At 42.0% G+C, this 21396-nt stretch carries 10 protein-coding genes; 4 read left to right on the top strand and 6 right to left on the bottom strand.

The genetic code is table 11. The features are described from left to right. Positions 1-573: 573 nt before the first annotated feature. Positions 574-3117, bottom strand: coding sequence for a cell division protein HetF (gene hetF / locus H6G97_RS09250; RefSeq protein ID WP_190940327.1), 2544 nt, complete (start codon positions 3115-3117; stop codon positions 574-576). Positions 3118-4504: 1387 nt separating this feature from the next. On the opposite strand from hetF, the gene H6G97_RS09245 reads away from it, so the two are divergent. Beyond that, positions 4505-4822 (top strand): hypothetical protein, encoded by a 318-nt coding sequence (locus H6G97_RS09245; protein WP_190940326.1) that lies wholly within the window; start codon positions 4505-4507, stop codon positions 4820-4822. A gap of 489 nt (positions 4823-5311) precedes the next feature. Here the strand turns inward: H6G97_RS09245 and H6G97_RS09240 are convergent, their stop codons facing one another. From H6G97_RS09240 to H6G97_RS09230, 3 genes are all read right to left on the bottom strand, one after another. Next, complete coding sequence (locus H6G97_RS09240) at positions 5312-6913, bottom strand: serine/threonine-protein kinase (RefSeq protein WP_190940325.1); 1602 nt, start codon at positions 6911-6913, stop codon at positions 5312-5314. A gap of 373 nt (positions 6914-7286) precedes the next feature. Beyond that, the gene (locus tag H6G97_RS09235) at positions 7287-8117 is read right to left on the bottom strand and encodes a squalene/phytoene synthase family protein (protein WP_190940324.1); all 831 of its coding nucleotides are present in this window, start codon (positions 8115-8117) and stop codon (positions 7287-7289) included. Between the two features lie 844 nt (positions 8118-8961). Continuing rightward, positions 8962-10491 carry an FAD-dependent oxidoreductase gene (locus H6G97_RS09230; RefSeq protein WP_190940323.1) on the bottom strand — a complete coding sequence of 510 codons (1530 nt, stop codon included), beginning with the start codon at positions 10489-10491 and terminating at the stop codon, positions 8962-8964. A gap of 941 nt (positions 10492-11432) precedes the next feature. Here H6G97_RS09230 and H6G97_RS09225 point away from each other — a divergent pair. The 3 genes from H6G97_RS09225 (at position 11433) to H6G97_RS09215 (ending at position 19611) form a co-directional block, all read left to right on the top strand. Then, positions 11433-13793 (top strand): glycoside hydrolase family 31 protein, encoded by a 2361-nt coding sequence (locus H6G97_RS09225; protein ID WP_190940322.1) that lies wholly within the window; start codon positions 11433-11435, stop codon positions 13791-13793. 191 nt (positions 13794-13984) lie between these two features. Next, entirely contained in the window at positions 13985-18370 is a 4386-nt protein-coding gene (locus H6G97_RS09220; RefSeq protein ID WP_190940321.1) for a PAS domain S-box protein, read from the top strand. Between the two features lie 629 nt (positions 18371-18999). After that, positions 19000-19611 (top strand): helix-turn-helix transcriptional regulator, encoded by a 612-nt coding sequence (locus H6G97_RS09215; protein WP_190940320.1) that lies wholly within the window; start codon positions 19000-19002, stop codon positions 19609-19611. Between the two features lie 43 nt (positions 19612-19654). Here H6G97_RS09215 and H6G97_RS09210 read toward each other — a convergent pair whose 3' ends face one another. Both H6G97_RS09210 and holA read right to left on the bottom strand, forming a co-directional pair. After that, the gene (locus tag H6G97_RS09210; protein ID WP_190940319.1) at positions 19655-20137 is read right to left on the bottom strand and encodes a DUF4168 domain-containing protein; all 483 of its coding nucleotides are present in this window, start codon (positions 20135-20137) and stop codon (positions 19655-19657) included. Between the two features lie 109 nt (positions 20138-20246). Continuing rightward, positions 20247-21236 carry a DNA polymerase III subunit delta gene (gene holA, locus H6G97_RS09205; protein ID WP_190940318.1) on the bottom strand — a complete coding sequence of 330 codons (990 nt, stop codon included), beginning with the start codon at positions 21234-21236 and terminating at the stop codon, positions 20247-20249. Positions 21237-21396 lie beyond the last annotated feature (160 nt).

Genomic DNA, 21396 nt, shown 5'->3' with positions numbered 1-21396 from the left:
ATCTTTTAATAAAGTCTGTTTTGCAGAAACTCAGCATTGGCTTATTTTGACCTGATTTCTCAAGGTTGCCGACGACAGAATTATGCAAAAGCGCCACTTGAACAAGAGGCAAGGGAGCAGGGGGGATAGAAAAGAATTGGGATTCGACACTTAGGCTATGCTCAGTGACCACCCCAGTTGTTGCGTTAGCTTCTCGCAGGGTACAAGAAGCACATAATCAAGATAATGGAGGAGAAAACAATTCTCGATTATAATTTTCACAACTTGTATATTTTATTTCCTGGAAGTCCCTTAACGACACTACTAGAAGTAATCATTGGCAAAGAAGATTGAAAACCAAAATTATCAACTCCGAGAAGAAGACTCAACGAAGGGAATTGAGGTGATTCAGTATTTAGAAGCACACGTACCTTTGAGTAGAACTATTAAAGCTACAGGGGCATTTGCAGCGTTTGTTTTTGTATTACTTCTATTCTTTTATGGAGTCCAAGCCTATTTCAGATGCGAACACAACCATCACGGCGATCGCCAGCGTGAATCAACAGAGCGAAGCGATCGCACCACCACAACATATTACTGTTCTTCACCTTTTTCTTTAAGGAGCGATCGCCAATCTTCAATCGCCTTCTCCGTCCACAGCCAATTTTTAGCTAATTTATCTACCTGGAAATTTTCTCGATCGGACTTGAGAACCATTTGCCGCAATTTGATCGCTTCATTCAGATATTGCGTCTGCTTGCCACTAGATTGACTAAGTGCAGATTTATACAATCCAAGAGCTAAACCAGCATAAGAAGTTAAAGCATCTTGAGGCACTACTGTATTTCTGGATGTTGAATTTGTATTCTGTTCTTTGAGAGCTAAATTCAAAGCTTTGAACCAAGAATCATTGGCGCGATTCAGATTGCCTTCTGTGTAGTAGGCGAATCCCAAGGCGTTATTATACAAAAGCGATTCGGGTTTAGCTTTGGCAGCAGTTTCCCAGTAACGGCGGGCATCATCGACGCTATAGTTATTGTCTCCAGTTTGGATAGACTGCCACGCCAATCGTCCCTTGTAAAAATTCACAGATGGATCGTCAGCTTGCTTATTGGGAATTAGTTTTAAGGAAGTTTCAGCCGCAGCCAGTGCGCCCCGATTGAGTAATTCTTCTACAGCCAATAACCCACCTTGCAATTCACCCTGGCTCAATTTTTCCGTAGCAGTAACGGTGACAATTCCAGTAGCTACTGTTTCTAAATCGATGTTCGGCTGCTTTCGAATCGGTCGAGAATCTGGTAGAGACTGGGTAGGAATTACTGGTATTTTCGGCATTGCTTGGGGTCGATTTTGCCACCACCAATTTAAACCGATCGCAGCTGCGATCGCACTGATCCCCACAATACCGACAATCGGCCACAGCTTGCGGCGACGAGTACGATTTCTTGGTGGGGGTGATTGCGATGCCTGCGGCGGGCTATGCCTACGCAAAAAATTAGAATTTTGCCAATTTTCTTCAAGGTTCCCAGGAGTTGCAGGTGGCGGCGGTGGAACTTCGCCCCACAAATCTGCTTCCTCTGGCAAAGAAGTCATTTCCTCTGAAACCTGGCTTTGGTAAAGACTATTTTCGTGGATTTGTTGATCCGGTTCAGTTGAGACTTTTTGGTTATCTAGCTGACGAAACAAATCCGAAACTATGGCACAATCTTCTTCATAGCTTGGGTCATCATACTCAATTTCATCAACCAGATCGCCCCAAGTATCTTCACCCAGCCAGTCGAACCCAGAAGAATCACGCGTCAAACCAGAAGGAATCATATCCTCCATTCCTAAAGCCATCTCAGTATCATCAGCGTTGGCGTAGCCCGTCGTAGACATCGCAGAATACATTGTGGAAGTTATGCCTAAAGGCGAACTATATTGATTCAGCGACTCGGCACTTTGAGATAACTCAGTTTCCTGGCTCAGAAAACCGTCAAATTCTGGCTGGAGATACAAAATCGGTAATGCCCAGTACATCTGGTGAGAACCATAAGCAGAAATTAATCCTTGGCGCACCCGACTGACACACAAATCTACTGGATATCCCTGGCTCAAATTGCGGTAAAACAATTGTGTAAGCGTCAACGCCACTTCATCTGGAATCCGTTCTGACATCGCCAAAACGCTTCTAATTCCCCGCTTTACCAGACTTTCTGCGAGATTTCGTTCGCCAGTATCTCCAGAGGCATTAGATGCAGCTGTGTACGCCCCCAAGCAGGAATTAAACACTGCCATTTGGATATTATTGTTGACAAGCAAACCAGCCAGATCGTCCCCAGTCAAAATTTCCGTTAAGCCAGTTCTGCGACTAACAAGATAAATTTCTCCGCCATTAGTGCCTAAGTTACTATGACCAGAGTAGTGTAGAACGTGGTATCTGCCTTGTTCTAAGGCTTGCGTCAGTTCTTCCCGTCCTGGTTGATCTAATACAGTGAGTTCAATTTCTGGGAAACGACTGCTACCTTCAGCAAGTCGTGATGTTTGACGGTGAAGTTCCGCTTGCAGTTTGATAGCTTCCTGTTTTTGTAAATCAAGACGGACTTGATCTGAAGGAGAAGCAATTACCATTAATACTTTTACACCACCTTCTGCTCGTGGTGTGGGTATATGCGATCGCAAAGGCGAAGCCCCCAAAATTCCACTTTGGAAGCGAGAAAAAGCCACATAAGGCCCAGTAGCCAAAGGGCGATCGCCTGCGTGCATCACTTCCCAAGGCAAACGAGCTAACCTAGTGTCTTTTAGCCCCAAACGTAGGCGTAGTACTTGTTGATGGTTCTGGGCAATACCTTGGGCAGTAATCCAACTATCTCTGAGAGTGCCTTGAAATAGGGCGTTATAAAATTGTTGACCCAACGCCACCAAATTAACAGAGTTTCTGGCAATGTCGCTTTCATGCCCACCAGAAGCATAGGGATCTCCTTGCAAAACCGACTTCAACGGGTCATTCATTAAATGCCCAGCAGCCATCAACCAATCCGCTATAGGCCAAGTCACCAATTCTTCTGCCAATGGTACCCCAGGCGCGACTTGTTCCGTCCGCACCAAGTAGTCATTTTGCCCTACAGGAGTTACCGAAATGTGGAATTCCTGGGTCACAGTTTCTCGTGTTCGCCTCCTAAATCTGGTTTGAAACGCGAAAGTTTCAAGTCGATTTTTCGCTCCCTCTGATAATTTAGATGCATCGCGCCCCTGAATGTTTCTGATTCGGTGCTGTTTTGGTTTTTCCTGCCTTTACAACTTTGATCCGGATCAGATTACTTGGGACTAGAACACTTAATTGGTAGATGCACCTTGATCTTCAACTCCCCTAGTTGGCTAACACCCACTAGGGGTTTTTTTATTTTGGCAAACGACAGCAACTTCTGACGCAGATATTCTCTACCAGAAAATAGTGCTTAATTCTAGAATACTTGATTATATAGATGGATGTCCCTTGATCTTTAACTTCCCTAATTCAGTTGACATCCACTCTTGTTTTTTTTTCACACACTACAACAATTAATTTTCCAATAAATTTATCCGGAGCATGGTGGTTAAGCCTAGAACATTTAATTGGTAGATGCACCCTGATAACTAGCTCCCCTGGTTGGCTAACGCCCACTGGGGGGTTTTTTTATGCAGGAAGTAAGCCAATCCGTTTTTAAGGGACTTACAAAAAATAAATTATCCCAATTACTTGTAGATTTGTAGGGGCGCAAGGTCTTGCGCCTCTACATTCGCGGAGCGTCCCGCAGGGATGGGATGTTTTTTTAACTAGAAGTCCCTAAGTTGCATAACTCTTAGCCTCAGAAAGACGCTTTGATGTAAATAAGGGGAGATGCGGGTATGTTGATTAACCCTGACACAGGCATTTTGTAAGGCAGCACACTGGTCACTTAATTGGTAAGTCTGTCCTGATAACTAACCCCTCTGAGGTTTTTTTCTGAATAAACAAACAGTAACACCTTTAACGTTTGCTAATTTATCCGGTAGCCACCCATTCACTTTAGAAGAGATTATTGGTAGATGCACCCTGATAACTAACTCCCCTAGTAGGTTAACACCAACTGGGGGTTTTTTCTAGTTGCTTAGGCGTAGCCCTTCGTAGACACTGCCATTAACCCTGATTTTAACCATTTTTTCCGGAAAATACTGGTTGCCCCTAGAAAAGCTTATTGGTAGATGCACCCTGATAACTAACTCCCCTAGTAGGTTAACACCAACTGGGGTTTTTTTATTTAAAAAAATAACTTACCTTTGGAAAAATTCATCCGGAGTATGGTGTTCAACTTGAGAACATTTAATTGGTAGATGCACCCTGATAACTAACTCCCCTTGTAGGTTAACACCAACTGGGGTTTTTTTATTTAAAAAAATAACTTAGCCTTTGGACAAATTCATCCGGAGTATGGTGTTCAACTTAAGAACATTTAATTGGTAGATGCACCCTGATAACTAACTCCCCTGGTTGGCTAACGCTCACTGGGGGTTTTTTTTGGCATAGATGCTTTGTGGTGAAGGGGTAGCAGTTTGGGCGCTTCCTGTCGTTAGCGAGTCTTCTCTCTTGGCGCTAGCTTCTTCCTTTCGGAAAAGGAGATATGTCAAAGACGAACTAGCCTCTTGCGTTAGCGACGAAGGAGTTTTCGAGCATCAGGGCTTGTGGTTAGACATTGCTCGTATTTCTTGCCTACATCACTGCAATGAACCACTTGGATCACTATTGTTGCTAGTGCTGGTAGACCTTGAGTGTCATCCTGTTGCCATCATAGAGCATAACCTGCTCACTGAATCTCTGAATCGCTTTCTTTTTATTGTGATCTAAAGATGCCACTGCAAAATGATTGCTATGATATTTAATCACATTCTTAATTTTTTTTCTATATTTTGACTTTTAACTATTTATTTACCAACAATCCTGTTGTCAAATTTAGAGCCGAGCTTTATCATCAACTACATCATAATTTCTCGTTAAGAGCCTGAGAGGTTGTTTAAAAAGTGGTTAGCCGTGATTTTAGTCCCGTCTTAATATTGATTATTTCAAGATGTTCTTTTAAGGATGTCATCCATTGACAACCGACTCCTTTTCTTTAGGATTTAACAGATACGAACATTTATTTCAAATAAAAATAATCGCTTTTATAATATGGCTCTATATTTCCCACACAACAACCTAAAATATTATTTTTTTTTACTGCAATCAATCCAAAAAAATTTGGTGAGTTGAAAACCCTTCAAAAACCTTGCTCTAATTCCATCATTTTTAAAGATGGAATTAGAGCAAGGATGTGACCTCCAAATTTAAACATTCAAATCACAACAAGCCTCGTTTACCATTGGGGCGCACGGTCATCCAGTTTGTTTTTGCTAATGCTAGCTGTTCATCAGAAATTTTGGCACTGGTGAGATTAGCACCACACAGATTAGCCCCTCGGAGATTAGCATTGTTGAGATAAGCATTGCTAAGGTCAGCACCTCGGAGGTCTGCCCCTTCTAAATCGGCATGGTTAAAGTATGCTTTGCTCAAATTAGCATCCTTAAGATTTGCTCGAGTTAGACTGGCTCTGCCAAAGTCACTATTGTGGAGATTAGCTCCTTGAAGATTGGTTTTTTGCAATTGAGCGGAATGGAAATTTGTTTGGGATAAGTCAGCGCCTTGCAGATTCAACAAACTTAAATTGTGTAAGGCAAAATCTCGTCTTCCCTTCAGATAGGCGGTTAATAAACTTTGGGTATCTAACTTACGCTCAACTTTAGAATTTTGAATTTGTGAACTATTACTGTTGCTATTGGCTAAACTAGTTGATTTGCCCATCCCAGAACCCTGGTGTAATCCAGCCGCTTCTGCTGCTTTGGCTCTTCTAGCACGAATTGCTGCCGCTACTTGTGCCACTCCTGTACTGGTAGCAGTAGCAGGGTTATTACATAAAACAGCAGAATTTTCTAGGTGGTTATGTGTTCGCTCTTTAGATCCACTATCAGATTTAATTAGTAAACCCTTGGCTAAACTATCTAAGTACGGTTCTATTTCTAATGCTCTGAGAACTTCTGCTGCTGACTGATAGCGATTACGTACAGACACCTCTAACATTTTTCGCAATACATTGCTCAAGTGATCGCTCACTTGCACAAGCTGCTCCCACATCATCTCGCCAGTATTGGGATTGTAATCTAAATCTTTAGGAGTTTTGCTAGTCAGTAAATAAATACATGTGACTCCCAGTGCATAAATATCACTAGCGTAGACTGGACGCATAGCCATTTGCTCTGGCGGTGCAAAACCAGGAGTACCAATGGCATAAGCAGTTAATGCTGTCTGTCCTGATGGACTTGTCGTACCTTGGCTGATTTGGTTTTTAACGGCACCAAAATCAATGAGTACCATTCTGGCATCTTGAGTGCGGCGAATTAAGTTGGCTGGCTTGATATCACGGTGAATCACCTTTTGCTCATGGATATATTGCAGCAGTGGCAAAATCTCGCTCAAAAATTGCTTGACTCCAGTTTCGCTCAAGATGCCGTTAAGTTTGACCTCCTCCTGCAAGGTATCACCACTGATGTATTCCTGAACTAAGTAGAATTGCTCTTGATCTTCAAAATAGTCTAACAACCTTGGTACTTGGGGATGATTGCCAATCTTACCTAAAGTTTTGGCTTCTCGCTCAAAGAGTTCTCTGGCCATCTGTAAAACGTGTGGGGCGCTTCCTGATGGGCGTAATTGTTTAATTACACAACTCGGTTCTCCTGGTAAGCCTTGATCATTGGCTAAGAAGGTTGCTCCAAAGCCACCCTGACCTAATGGTTTGATCACCTGATAGCGATCGCGCAACAGTAATTGCGAGCCACAAGACTGACACCTTTGGCTATATACCAAATTTTCTGGATTGGGACAGGTAGGATTTAAGCAGTAGCTCATGCACTGTTAACTCGCTGCACGAATAATCACGGGGACTGTTATACTCTCTTTCAATTATTTAGATATTGATCAACTTTTGCCAGGTAATTTTTGCTGGGAATCGTGTGAAGATTTCTTAAAGTTTAACTGATATTACGTAAAGCGATCGCTAGAAAAAGATAATTTATTATACTCAACATTTAAAAATAGTGTTTATCCTATTCTCTTTCTTTTTCTACAAGAGACTGCGCCAACGGGATGCTGCGCGAACGGGAGAGATCCCTAAGATCACACAGCCTCACCCACTGGCTCCCCTACAGAAAATCGCTGTAGAATTTGGATGTCCAAGTTTGGAGGCAATTTAAAATCGTCTCCGTTATTCGTTAAGAGACCATTAGCTGGCTTTCATGTTCACACTAATCAGCTGTTCGATAAGTGCAAAAACATCACTGCGGCTAAGTTTCTCTTTACCATTAGCAAGGGCATCAAGAGTGCCATTAGCCAAGGTTAAGGGAATTTGGCAAAAATCTAAGGCTGGGCCGGTAGGAAGGTCTTTAACGTAAGCTTCTGCCAAGGCTAAATTTCGCCGGGCATACTCTTGCATATTTTCTGCACTCCAACCCTCTGGGAAGAATTCTACCCCACGCCCTAAATCTTCAGTATGGTTACGTAGGATGTTAACTGCTTGTAAACCCCGACCAAATCCAATCGCCTGGGTACGGTTCGTTTGTGTTCCATCATACCAAGCCCATAAGTCCGAAAGTAACAATCCCACTGCACCAGCAACCCCAAAAGTATAGCGATCCAAATCAGATTCTGTAGAAATTTTCCAGTTTCTTTCTGCCCAATAAGCCATGCGGTCTGCCATTGCAGCAGTCGCATCCCAAATTCGAGGTGCAATGGTGTCTGGTGCTAGCAGTGACCATTCTCTAATGCTCAAAGTGACTTCTTCTAATGAATTCTCATACCCACTAAATCCTGCTAAGAAAGCATCTAGCGGGAAGCCATCTACCCCTGCCTGTAATGTCAGGCTAATTGTTTTTAACAGCTTCGCTTTAGTAGCGTTATCTAATTCGGGATGATCTTCAATTTCATCAATGGCACGCATACACAAATATGCTGATGCTACTGCCTCTTGTAATCCTGGCGGTAAAAGACTAATTGGAATATAAAAAGTTCGGCTAGTTTCTTTGAGGATTTGCAATGCATCTCTACGTAAATTCATGTTTTCACTCCCCGATTGATTTTTGCACCACATGAAGTTTGCAGTTTTTTGATGATACTGGATATAGTTTTGACTAAACTTTAAAAACTATAGACTATAAGATACGCTAGTATTTCATCTAAAAATTAATAGTTTTGGTGTTGCAATTAACAAAGCTCTCAAATTTATCAAAGTCTAGTCTAGTATATAGGTTTTTAGGTGCAAAAGTGTTTGAGGTGTCGTTTGATATAGCTTTCATAAACTTTTAGGATATATATAAAGAATTATGCTAATATTTGGTTGAATATTGCGAATTTTTTCTATAAGCAAACAGCCGTTTTCGGCATTTGAAAGTATTTAAAGTCTGCGTTAATCTGACTAACAAAGTGTAATTATTGTATATATAAAGACAATCTAAGAAGATATGACGACGGATAACAGCATTTGTACGCATCTCAATGTTCGTACAGTGGCTTGCCGAAGAGTTAAGGTAAGTTAAATTGGACACAAAGCACTGCGTCGGGCTATGTCTACGCGTAATTAGATAGTGACATCAAATGACCATAACGTAGAACTCGAAGTTCCCGTATATTTACTTGATTGACAATAAAAAAGTAGGCTGTTGCCCACTCAAAAAACATTTGTGAATATTTTTACCAAAGGAAGGTAGAGGGCAGCAGGCAAGAGGCAGGAAGAAGAAAATATATTTTTTGCTCTCTGCCACTTTCTTTATAAAGCCCTTAAATTTATTTATGAAAAACAAAAAAGATGTATGTAGTGACGCGCAGCGCAAGAAATGGAGTGTCTTTATTAAATCCCTAAAATTATTTATGGGGATTCCTCCTGCCTGCTGCCTCCTACCTTTTTAATTGTTTTCCACTGGTGTCAGCCCATTAATCGCTGGGCCGCTGATTACTTGTCCCTGTGTATTAAACCGGGAACCGTGGCACGGACAATTCCAGGTCTTTTCTGAAGAATTCCAGGCGACGATACAGTTGAGGTGAGTACAGATTGCAGAATGCTCGTGCAATTTGCCGTCTTCGTCTCGGTAAGCTGCGACTTTTGTCAAACCACGCTGCACGACTGCACCTGTACCAGGAGCGACTTTTTCGACGGAATCAACATCCCCTGGTTTGACCCACTCTAAATATTGGGCAGCAACGTTGAGATTTTCGGAGATAAAGTCACCTATTCCCCCAATTCTCACACGCGATGGCTCATAAAGCTCTGCCCAAGTATTCTTTCGCCCTAAAATTAAATCAGTTAAGAGTATCCCTGCGATCGTGCCGTGGGTCATTCCTATGCCTGTATCACCGGTAACTATGTAAACGTTTTCCTCATCAAAGGGGTTTTTGCCAATGTAGGCAATGCCATCATCAGAATTCATTACCTGACCCGACCAGCGGAATAAAACCTTCTCTGCCATCGGGAAACGTTCTTGCGTCCAGGTTTGGAGTCTGGCATATCGTGAGGAGGCATCGTCAGCTTGTCCGGTTTTATGGTCTTCGCCGCCAACAATTAATAGATCGTGTTGTTCGTCAATGCTTTGCGTTCGCACGTAGTGATAAGGGTCGAGAGTATCCCAATAAAGTGCTTTAGTAACAGAACCACGAGGTACTTTTGCACCGATGACAAAGGTGATGTATGGAGCCTGCTTGAAGTGCATAGTAGCCAAGTTACTGATGGGTGAGTTAGTCGCTACTACTACAGCATCAGCTGTTACGACTTTACCACTGCTTGTCTCAATGCGGGCGGGTAAACCACCTTTGATTTTTTCTACGTGCGCCCCCGTATAAATTCTACCCCTACGGCGTTGGATGGCTTCTGCAAGTCCAGCTAGATACTTCAGGGGGTCAAATTGCCCTTGTTGTGGAAAGCGTAGACACGCTCCTGTATCAAAGCCAGTCAACGGAGCTTTCTTCACCATTTCAACATTAATGAGTCCAGCCCGGTGTGCCGCTTCTAACTCATGCTGAATTTCATCTATTGATTTGAGGTCTGGTGGGAAGAGATAGCCGTTAATTCGCTCAAAGTCGCAGTTAATATTTTCTTGGATAGCGATCGCCTCTATAGTATTAATTGCTGTTGTATGACTTTGAGCAACAAGTTTTGCACCCTCTTTACCGTGCATTTGCTCCAGTTCGTAGTAGCGATAACTTAGCACAGCCGATATGTGCGCCGTTGTTCTTGCCGTTTGACCGCCACCAATAGGGCCATCATCTAGTACAACTACTGACTTACCTTCGCGCGTTAACATATAGGCTGTTGACATCCCCGCTATCCCAGCACCAATAACACACACATCTGCATGGGTATTTTCGGTAAGCACTGGTTGATCTGGGACTTCTGCCGTTGTCATCCAAATAGAAATAGTTTTACCTGAGTCATTTTGCATATTTTTTTAGAGTCTCAAGCCTAACTTATTCTGCTGGAAAGAAGGTTATGGAGGTAAAGGGGATAGGAAAATAAGAAGGAAAAATATCAAAATATTTTCCCTTCTATGATTGTGCCTTTGTGTGTCTTTCAACCTTGCCACAACCAAGCTAAAATGTGTATTCCAGCTTGTTATTGTATAAGCCTAGACGATTTATTGTAAATAACGTATCTGCATCATGATAGACGTAAAAATATGCTTATTAGGGGATGAAATTGCAAAAATTTTATATACTTGAAAACAATTAGATTATCTTGTAAAATATTTGACTCTTAAGGCAGATTCTCCTATCACTAAAAATGAAACTATTATCAGAGTTTTTGAAGTTAATTCTATTGATACAACACATTCTGAAAAACAAATATTAAACCTGAAGCTATATCTAATAAAATCTTCCGTTAGAGAGATGTGGGCTGTTGGCAGGATAAGAAAAAAATATTTTTTTCTTAGCTATGGCGAGTCTATAAATGCCAGATCCTAGTAAATTGGGATCTGTTTATTGATACTGACATTGTTAGCTTATTGCAGTGGTAAAATTGGATATGCTGCGCTATGCCAAATAAATATGCTGAACAAACATTGAAAAAACTAGAAATAACTGCAAAAAAAATAAAATCAACAAAATAAAGTTATCTAAAGATGCAAGTAAACGTCAGAAGTCAGTACTACTAGGTGAAGTTTTACTGTTAGCAAATTAAACGGACTGAATGTCCAGAGATGTGTCCCAGAAAAAATTATTCAAAGGTACGGCAAAAACTAGGATAATTAGCAGCAGAAAAGCGAACCTTAAGCAAAAAATATCTGCTCATATTTAACCCAACTTCTAGCGAAAGAAAGAGTTTAAGGCTGATTATCTCTGTAATCATGAATGCGGACAAGTATTAACCTGCTCAATAACTGATATGCCCCAATATTTCGGAAAACTACCCACAACTAACCAACCTTGGACAACTGTTAGTAATGTAAAATCTGTAACCTGGAACAATAATATTGTTAATTTTGACTGTGGCGACTCACGCCTTACTATCAGCGTACTTGCGCCCAATTTACTCCGTGTGCGTTTCGCACCGACTGGGGAATTTATGCCTCGCCGTCCTTGGGCAGTGACGCTAGATGATGGAGAATGGGCAACAACACCTTTTACAGTGCAGGAAACTGAAGCAACAATAGAAATTGAAACAGCACAGATTCGTGTGTGCATCCAGCGAGAAAAGTGTCGCATTGCCTGTTTCGATAAAGCTAATCGCCCTTTTGCCCAAGATGCAGAGATGGGTATAGGTTGGCGGATGGGTGCAGTTGCAGGGTGGAAAGAAATTGCAGCTGATGAACATTTCTATGGCTTTGGTGAACGCACAGGCTTTCTGGATAAACTCAGCGAAGTGAAAACCAACTGGACAACGGATGCTCTAGATTATGATTCACTCACTGATGAAATGTACCAAGCAATTCCATTTTTTATGGCTTTGCGCCCAGAGTTAGGTTATGGCATCTTTTTCAACACCTCTTTTTGGAGTCAGTTCGATATCGGCGCTGAACAACCAGGTATTTGGAAGATGGAAACTCGTGGCGGTGAATTGGATTATTACATTATCTACGGCCCCGAACCTGCTCAAATCCTGAACACATACACTCAGCTAACTGGGAGAATGTCATTACCGCCGAAATGGGCGCTAGGTTATCATCAATGTCGCTGGAGTTATGAATCAGAAACCGTTGTGCGGGAACTAGCAAAGGAATTTCGCCAACGCCGCATTCCCTGCGATGTTATTCACTTGGATATTGACTATATGCGGGGCTATCGAGTCTTTACTTGGAGTCCTCAACGTTTCCCCAACGCAGCAAAACTCATTAGTGATTTAGCAGAGGATGGTTTCAAAACAGTCACAATCATTGACCCTGGTGTGAAGTATGAACCAGAAGGTAATTATCATGTTTTTGACCAAGGAATAGAAAACGACTATTTTGTGCGTAAAGCTGATGGTACGTTGTTTCACGGGTATGTTTGGCCAGAAAAAGCTGTTTTTCCTGACTTTTTACGTCCTGATGTGTCTAACTGGTGGGGTAATTTACACAAAAGCTTAACTGATATTGGTGTGGCAGGAATTTGGAATGATATGAATGAACCTGCCATAAACGATCGCCCTTTCGGTGATGATGGTGAAAAGATTTGGTTTCCCTTAGATGCACCGCAGGGGGGTGAGGAGGCAGGGGGGAAAGAATTCTCTGTGCCTGGTTCTACTCATACAGAAGTGCATAACTTGTATGGGTTAATGATGGCTAAAGCTTGCTATGAAGGGTTGGAACGGCATCGAAGTTCACAGCGATCGTTTGTGTTAACGCGATCGGGTTATGCTGGTGTGCAACGCTGGTCTTCTGTGTGGATGGGGGATAACCAATCGTTGTGGGAGCATTTAGAAATGTCTCTGCCGATGCTTTGCAATATGGGACTTTCGGGTGTGGGGTTTGTGGGTTGCGATATTGGCGGGTTTGCTGGTAACGCCACAGCTGAATTATTCGCTCGGTGGATGCAGGTAGGAATGCTTTACCCATTGATGCGCGGTCATTCGGCAATGTCTACTGCTCGTCATGAACCTTGGGTATTTGACGATCGCGTTGAAAATATTTGTCGAGAATACATTAATCTACGTTATCAGCTACTTCCCTACATTTATAGTCTTTTTTGGGAAGCGGCAACGACGGGCGCACCGATTTTAAGACCATTATTGTACCATTTCCCTAACGATCCGAAAACCTATAGCCTCTACGATCAAGTATTGCTAGGTGCGTCGCTGATGGCTGCACCAATTTACCGTCCTGGAGTTGAGCATCGAGCTGTCTACTTACCCGCTGGCACTTGGTATGATTGGTGGACTGGCGATCGCTATGAAGGCCCGATTCACATTCTGGCCCATGCACCACTGGAAAAAATGCCACTGTATGTCCGTGGTGGTGCGATCGTTCCTATGCAACCTGTCAAGCAATACGTTGATCAAGCCCCACTAGACGAGATCCGGTTACGGATTTGGCCTGGTAATAACGAATATCAACTATTTGAAGATGATGGACAAACAAACAAGTATCAAGATAAAAAGTTTTCGCTAGCAAATATCAGCGTATTTACTGACTCTAATCAAACAGTAGTGGAAATTGGAGCCAGAGTTGGGGAATGGACACCTCCACCGCGTGAAGTAATTGTAGAACTTGTTGGTGTTGGAGAGCAGCGTTTTCAGGATGATGGTAAGCGACATAGCCTGCAATTCTGAAAATACTCGCAAAGGTGGTTGTTTGAGCCACCATTATTTCCTACTCAAAATTGATTGTGCTAAAAAAATATGCACAGAGATAGATGAAAACCAAGTCAATAGGTAACATAAAATACAAATAGTATTAATGATTAACCCGTAAGAAATACAAAAGTTTACTACGCTAGATAGATGCGGTTAGAGAACACTAAATGTTAAATGTTAACCGCTTGCGGCTGCAAGATAGATTTAAAATCTCTACAAATTTACTTGTGGCAAAAGTCGCAAGTGCAATTTCTATAATGGTTGGCAGTTTGGTGTTAGTTGGCTGGTGGCTTGACATTGAAGTTCTCAAGCGCGGCTTTAACGATAGTCCTGCCACAATGAAAGTCAACACAGCGCTGTGTTTTTTGCTGTGTGGTGTGTCGCTGTGGCTATTTTTAAAAGAAAAGGGCAAGGAGGAGGGAACAGGAAAAAACAATTCAAAAATTTCCCCCCACTTTCCCTCTATTTTAATTTCCAGCGTCTGTGCAATAGCTGTCACCACAATTGCGACACTCACACTCTGTCAATATCTGTTCGGCTGGAATCTTGGTATTGATGAGTTGGTGTTTCGTGTGCCAACTAGTATAGCGATATCGCATCCGGGGCGAATGGGGGCGAACACAGCACTAAACTTGATGCTAATCAGCGTCGCCCTACAGTTTCTGATTCATCCAAAAACCCACCGCAGTTATTGGTATGCCCAGATTATTACTCTGATAGCTACCTTAATTTCTTTTCAAGCACTGATGAGCTATGTCTACAAAGTGAAAGTTCTCTATGGACTTGCCCCTTATACAACCTCAATGACCTTACATACAGCGGTATTGTTCAGCTTACTAAGTATGGGCCTTTTATGGGCGCGGACAGAACAGGGGTTAATGAAAGTAGTTACAAGTGATACTTACGGTGGCTTACTTGCACGTCGTTTATTAGTTGCTGCGATCGCAGTACCTTTTGTATTAGGCTGGGTAATTGTTGAAGGTCAACGAGCAGAACAATACGATCCGGCGTTTGCAATATCGATATTTGCGATCGTCCTGATTGTAATTTTTACTATTTTAATTTGGCAAAGCGCGGCGGTTATTGAAGGTCTTAGCAATCAACGCGACTACGCTCAAAAAACACTGAGAACCTACGAAGCTAAACTGGGGAGTTTTGTCGATGCTAACGTTATCGGCATTCTGTTTGGCGACGTATCTGGCGGTATCGAGCAGGCAAACGACGAATTTCTGAGGATGATTGGTTACACACGGGAGGATTTGTTAGCAGGTAAGTTAAATTGGAGCAATATCACACCATCAGAGTATCTATACTTGGATGAGCGAAGTGTTGCTGAAGCACAAGAAAATACCAACGCTGCTTGTACACCCTACGAAAAAGAATATATCCGCAAGGATGGTAGCCGCATCCCGGTTTTAGTTGGTTACGTGCTACTAGGAGAAAACCGGAAAGAGTCAGTAGCGTTTGTTCTCGACTTAAGCGAACGCAAGGAAGCAGAAGCAGAGCAACAAAAATTAGTATCGCTGGTAGAAAATAGCTCTGACTTTATCAGTATTGCCACTCTTGAGGGTGAATTACTCTACATAAATGATGCAGGTCAAAAACTGGTAGGGCTTGCCAACCTTGAAGAAGTGAGGCAAAAGGCAGTATTAGATTACGTCATGCCCAAAGACAAACCCTATTTTCAAGAACATATACTGCCAACTGTGCTTTTACAAGGGCGCTGGCAGGGAGAATTCTGCTTTTGCCATCTTCAAACAGGTAAACCGATACCAGTTGATTACAACATCTTCACTGTTACAGACAAGAAGACAGGTGAGCCAATTGCCTTAGCAACTGTAACTCGCAACATCAGCGAACAAAAACAGGCCAAGGAACAAATATTACAACTAAATAGGAATCTACAGCGCCGCATTACTGAGTTACAAACTTTGTTGGAAGTAATTCCGATTGGAATTGGTATTGCTGAAGATCCAGAATGCCAAAATATCAAAGTCAACCCTTCTTTTGCCAAACAGTTAGGAATATCCCCAAATACAAATGCCTCCCTCAGTGCTGCGTTGGACGAAAAACCAACAAGTTTTAAAATCTACCAAGAAGGAAGGGAACTCTCAACAGAAGAACTCCCAATGCAGTACTCTGCTGCTCATGGTGTTGAAGTTTTGGATTTTGAAGTTGATGTAGTTCATGACAATGGCAAAATCGTCAAGCTCTTGGAGTACGTTGCACCCCTGTTTGACGAAGAGGGTAAAACCAGAGGAAGCGTTGGTGCATTTTTAGATATTACGGAGCGCAAGCAAACAGAGGAAGTTCTCTGGAATCAACAAAAATGGCTAGAGGATGTGTTAAATCTGATGCCAAGACCGTTGCTATTTATCGAACCCGGAACAGGGCGGGTAACTTTTGCCAATCGCTCTGCTAACGAATTAGCTGGGGGCGAATTTCCCAAAGGTGTACCAGCCGCAGAGTATCACACAGTTTATCACTACACAAATGCGGCTGGTGATCGCATCCCCAATGAACTTATGCCAGGAGTGCGGGTTGCCCGTGGCGAACGCCTGAATGGAGTGGAGGTAGACTGGCATACTCCCGGTGGTGTGCGTTCTCTATTAATATTTGCTGATACCTTGCCAGCAATGCATGGTCATCCGGCTACCTGTATTTTGGTGTTCCAAGAAATCAGCAACCTCAAGGAGGCACAAAAAGCACTCTCGTTAGGTTACAAAAGGCTAAAACTACTATTTGATACAGCTAACGATTTACTATTGAGTCAGCAACCAGTAGCACTAATCGATAGCGTCTACCGAAAACTAAGAGACCAAATTGATTTAGATATTTACTTTAACTATTTGGTTGAGGATAACTCTCAGGTAATGCGCTTAGGAACTTACACTGGCATTACCCAAGAGATGGTAAAGGAAATTGAGTGTTTAGCACTTGGCCAAGGGGTTTGTGGTGCTGCCGCCCAAAAACGCCATCCTATCGCTGTAGAGAATGTACAGCAATCCACTGACCCGCAAACAGAATTGATTCGCTCGTTAGGTATTACTGCTTATTATACCTACCCATTGCTCGCCCAAGGACGGCTGTTGGGCACTCTTTGTTTTGGCAGCCGCACTCTGTTAAGCTTCACCGAGAATCAAAAGGGGATGATGCAAGCAGTCTGCGACCAAATAGCGATCGCAATGGAACGGGCTAGCTTAATTGCTTCTTTGCAACAACAAACAGAGCAGTTGCAACAGGCCAACCGCATGAAGGATGAGTTTCTGGGTGTATTATCTCACGAATTGCGATCGCCTCTCAATGCCATCCTTGGCTGGGCGCAATTATTACAACGAAGCAAGCTCAGTGATATCCAAATGGCCAGGGCTACGGAGACAATTGAACGCAATGCTAAAGCGCAAACCCAGTTAATTGAAGATTTGCTGGATATATCGCGGATGATTAGGGGCAAGTTACGCCTCAATGTCAGTACTTGTAATTTAGCTCCGATAATTGAGTCAGCCATTGACACTGTTAGTCTAGCCGCCCAGTCTAAGGAAATCGATTTGAGATTTTCCCTCATTCCCTCAAAAGAAACGCGAAATGCGCCACCAGGGATACTCCCCGTGGTAACTTTCGCGCCAAATTCCGATTTGGGATTAGGAGTTAATCATGAAAATCTAGAATTTCCAGAAGCACAATCTCAAACTAATCAATACTCAGAGGACAGCAAGCTGGGCGAAAATTCTCAATTCTTAGTTTCTGGTGATTTCGACCGCTTGCAACAAATCATCTGGAATCTGCTATCCAATGCCATCAAATTCACACCCGTCGGCGGAAGGGTAGAGGTGCGATTGTCAGTGGTCATTGGACAAGAAAAACAACAGACAACGGATAAATATGCCCAAATTCAGGTGGTTGATACAGGCATTGGTATCAGTCCTGATTTTCTTCCCTGCGTTTTTGATCGCTTTCGTCAAGCTGATAGTTCTAGTACTAGAACATACGGTGGATTAGGGTTAGGATTAGCGATCGTCCGTCATTTAGTAGAATTACATGGTGGGGCTGTCGACGCAGATAGTCCAGGTAAAGAGCAAGGAGCGACGTTTACAGTCAAACTACCGCTTTTAAAGAGTGCTTCCCCGCCTCTTCCTGTACCCCTCAATCCTTGTGCCTCTCCCTTTGTTTCTCTACTTGGCGTGCGCGTGCTAGTGGTAGATGATCAAGCCCATACCCGTGAATTCATAACCACAGTACTCGAACAGTGCCAAGCCGAAGTTAAAGCTGTAGTATCAGTTCAAGAAGCATTGCAAGTAATTACACAGTGGAAGCCAGATGCTCTAGTTAGCGACATCAGTATGCCCCAGGAAGATGGTTACTCTTTGATACGTAAAGTGCGATCGCAACTACCAGAACTAGGGGGGAATATTCCCGCCGCCGCGTTGATAACTTATGCTAACGCAGAAGATCGGATGCGAGCTATACAAGAAGGTTATCAGCTACATTTACCTAAACCTATTGAAGCTGCTGAGTTAGCTACAGTAGTCGCCAGCCTTGTGGGACGGACTTAGAGAGAATGGGTATTGGGAAATTTTGGATAATTTATTTTTTGCAAGTCCCTCACCAAAAAGCAGTTTTTTTATTTGCAATTTAGCGTAGTTGGTGAATACCTACACTATATAAATATTGATGTGTGTATTTTTATTTCAATGTAAATAATTATTGTCTATTAGGGTGATGAGTACTTAGTATCAGCGGCTTCAATATAGTTCGGCTAGCTTGTTTATTACGAGAATATTCCCTTAACCTCTCTTAAAAAACTTGCTCTTTTCCTCTTTTAAGCTCTTAAAAAAGAGGTCGACATAGCTACGGAGATATGAGCAGAAACATCTTCAATGAGGTTTCCGAAATAGGCAATTTCAGAGTTGTATTTAAATTATGTAGCCTAAAACAATTCAACTAGGCTACATCAACTGGAACTTAGGTACTTTAGGAGATTAATTGTAAAAATTAGACTTTCCTTTCCCTTAGCGAGCGTAATTAGTTTGTACTATTCACTCCTTGCATAACGTTGTTAAGACACTTTTTGTTTGCCTTTTAATCTCCTTAACGCATTAATTATGTAAAAAATAGATAGCGCATATTTCAAATATTATGAATTTCACCAATAAACAATATTTTATACATTAATAAACCTCCTATGATTGCTTTAACAAAGACATTAGTGAAAGAAACAGTAGTTGAATTACAACAGCTAGATGCTATTGAATTACATGACTCGAAGCGGGCTGATTTTTTACAAGAAGTGATTGAAGGCTTAGAAGAGGGGATATTAATTTTAAGCCAAACAGGTGAAATCATTCATGCTAATGCATCTGCTCTTCGCCTATGTTGCCAATTCAAGCAAGGCAATTTCAACCAAAATTTTGTACCGCCAGTCATCTGGAATCTTTGTGAATCGTTACTTAGCAGTGGGTATTTGTTTTCTGATAAACTGATCCTTCTGTCGGATGAAATTGTAGTTGATAAGTCAAATGTTTTTCGTATCAAGGTAAGACTGCTACATATAGATGGGTTTCAAGTGCCTTGCTTATTACTGACTATCGAAAATCAATATGAGTCTTTGAAAAGTTTAGCAATCACTGAAGTTAAAAAATTTGACTTGACACCGCGAGAAGCTGAAATTTGGTTTCTCTATAGAAACAACTACAGCTACAAAGAAATTGCCACTAAGCTTTACATCACAATCAATACAGTGAAAAAGCACATGAAAAATATTCACACCAAACGACAAGCATATCTTGTAGCTTAAATAGTATTACTGCAATCAGAATCTATTTAATTAATCCTTCTCCTTACGGAGATTCAGGAGTCTGTTGCAAGCGTAATAGGGTGTTGTAAACCTGCCGTTTTAACATATTGTTGTTTTGTAACTCTATAGTAATTTTATTAAATTGATCAATGCTTAAACCATTATCTTCGACAATTTTTTGAGAGCGAGTACAGTAATTTACCGCGATATCTTGAGCCTTCCGGGGAAGACCATTTATGCTGTTTGAATCGTTACAAACAATTTTAGGAATTTCTCCGTTGCCAATAAGTTTTTTAATTTCTTCAAAGGCATTTTGACGGGCTGGTTCCATTGCTAGTACAGCTTGAGCGTAACTGTTAATTTCAGTATTGTTAACTATTGGTGCTGGAGTTTGAGCGTCAGCTTTTGAACTCAATAAAAAAGAATTAGAAATCAGACTAGCAGAAGCGATCGCGCCGAAAAAGAATGATTGCCAAAGAATTCGCTTTCGGCTGGAACGGGAAAATAAATCGGAAATTTTCTTCATATAGTATGTGACACAAAACTACATCAGGGATATTATAAGGACTTTGAATTATTTTCGGAGTTGGAAGTTCCAGCAACTGCTCAATACATCAAGCTTTTATATTTGATTGTCACTTTCCTCGGCAAACTTGACAAAGTTCGATTACTTTAGTCTGGAGTGTTGACATTTGTGATGATCCTTGCTTGAGACTCACTTCTAACTCTAGTAGTAGAGGTAAGCAAGAGATTAACTGTTGCACAGAAAGCAGCCTGATTTCTTGCTGTAAGAAGTAGATCCGTTTGGGATTACCGATATCAGCAGCTTGGGCGATCGCTTGTTGATTGCGCTCCCCACTTTCCATCATAATCTTCACCCACAGCCACGTGCGAAATTGTCCAATCAGCATGGCAACTATCCGTAATCCTGGTTCGGAAGCATTGCTCAAATCTGCCAGTGTTGTCAAAGCTTTAGGTGTATCTCCTGTTCTGATTGCTGCTGCTAATTGTAAGCTATTTTGAGTAGTATTTCTTACTAACTTGGTAACGGTATCTGTGTCTAAAGGCTTATTATTACCTTGGGCATATAGCCGCAATTTCTCTAATTCATTGTAGAGAAGCCGTGTATCATTGCCTACAGAATCTGCCAACAACTGAGCAGTATTGGCAGTCAGCTTTACGCCTACAGTCTGGGCTGCTTGATTAACAGATTGCACCAGTAATTCTGTTTTCCAAGGGGGAATGAGGGGGAATTCTCGGAATTCAGTGGCAAACTGTTTTAACAATTTCGTGGATTTGAGGCGTTCATCTGGCTTGTTACGACTAGTGAGTAATAAAAATGAATTTTCGGCAATCACAGGTAGCGATCGCCCCAATTCTGCCAACACATTATCTGGACAGTGCTGGCAAAGAGTAGTATTTATCAGCCATACCAAGCGCCCACCAGCGCCAAAAGTGGGTGTCATGACCTGATTTAACCCCTGAATGGCAGCATCAGCCTGATCTGGGGAAAATGCAGTGTAATTAAAACTTATCCATTGGGGATCGAGGACGCGATCGCGCAGCATAGCGATCGCTTTTTCCATAGCAAAATCATCTTCACCCCAGTAAACATAAACTGGCATAGATAAACCTCTTAGTAGATAGGGATTGGGCATGGGGCATTATCAATAATTAATAGTTCTTCTCCCCCAGCCCCCCTCCCAAAAATTAAATACTTTTGAAATCATTCTGTTAATCGGGGTAATTTTCCCTAAAATCTATCAAGTGAGAGCGTGAGGCTAT

It is taken from the genome of Nostoc flagelliforme FACHB-838, from assembly GCF_014698065.1.
GTDB classification, from domain to species: Bacteria; Cyanobacteriota; Cyanobacteriia; order Cyanobacteriales; family Nostocaceae; genus Nostoc; species Nostoc flagelliforme_B.
Note: the sequence above shows the minus strand (reverse complement) of the source record. Positions and strands in the feature narration are given on the sequence as shown.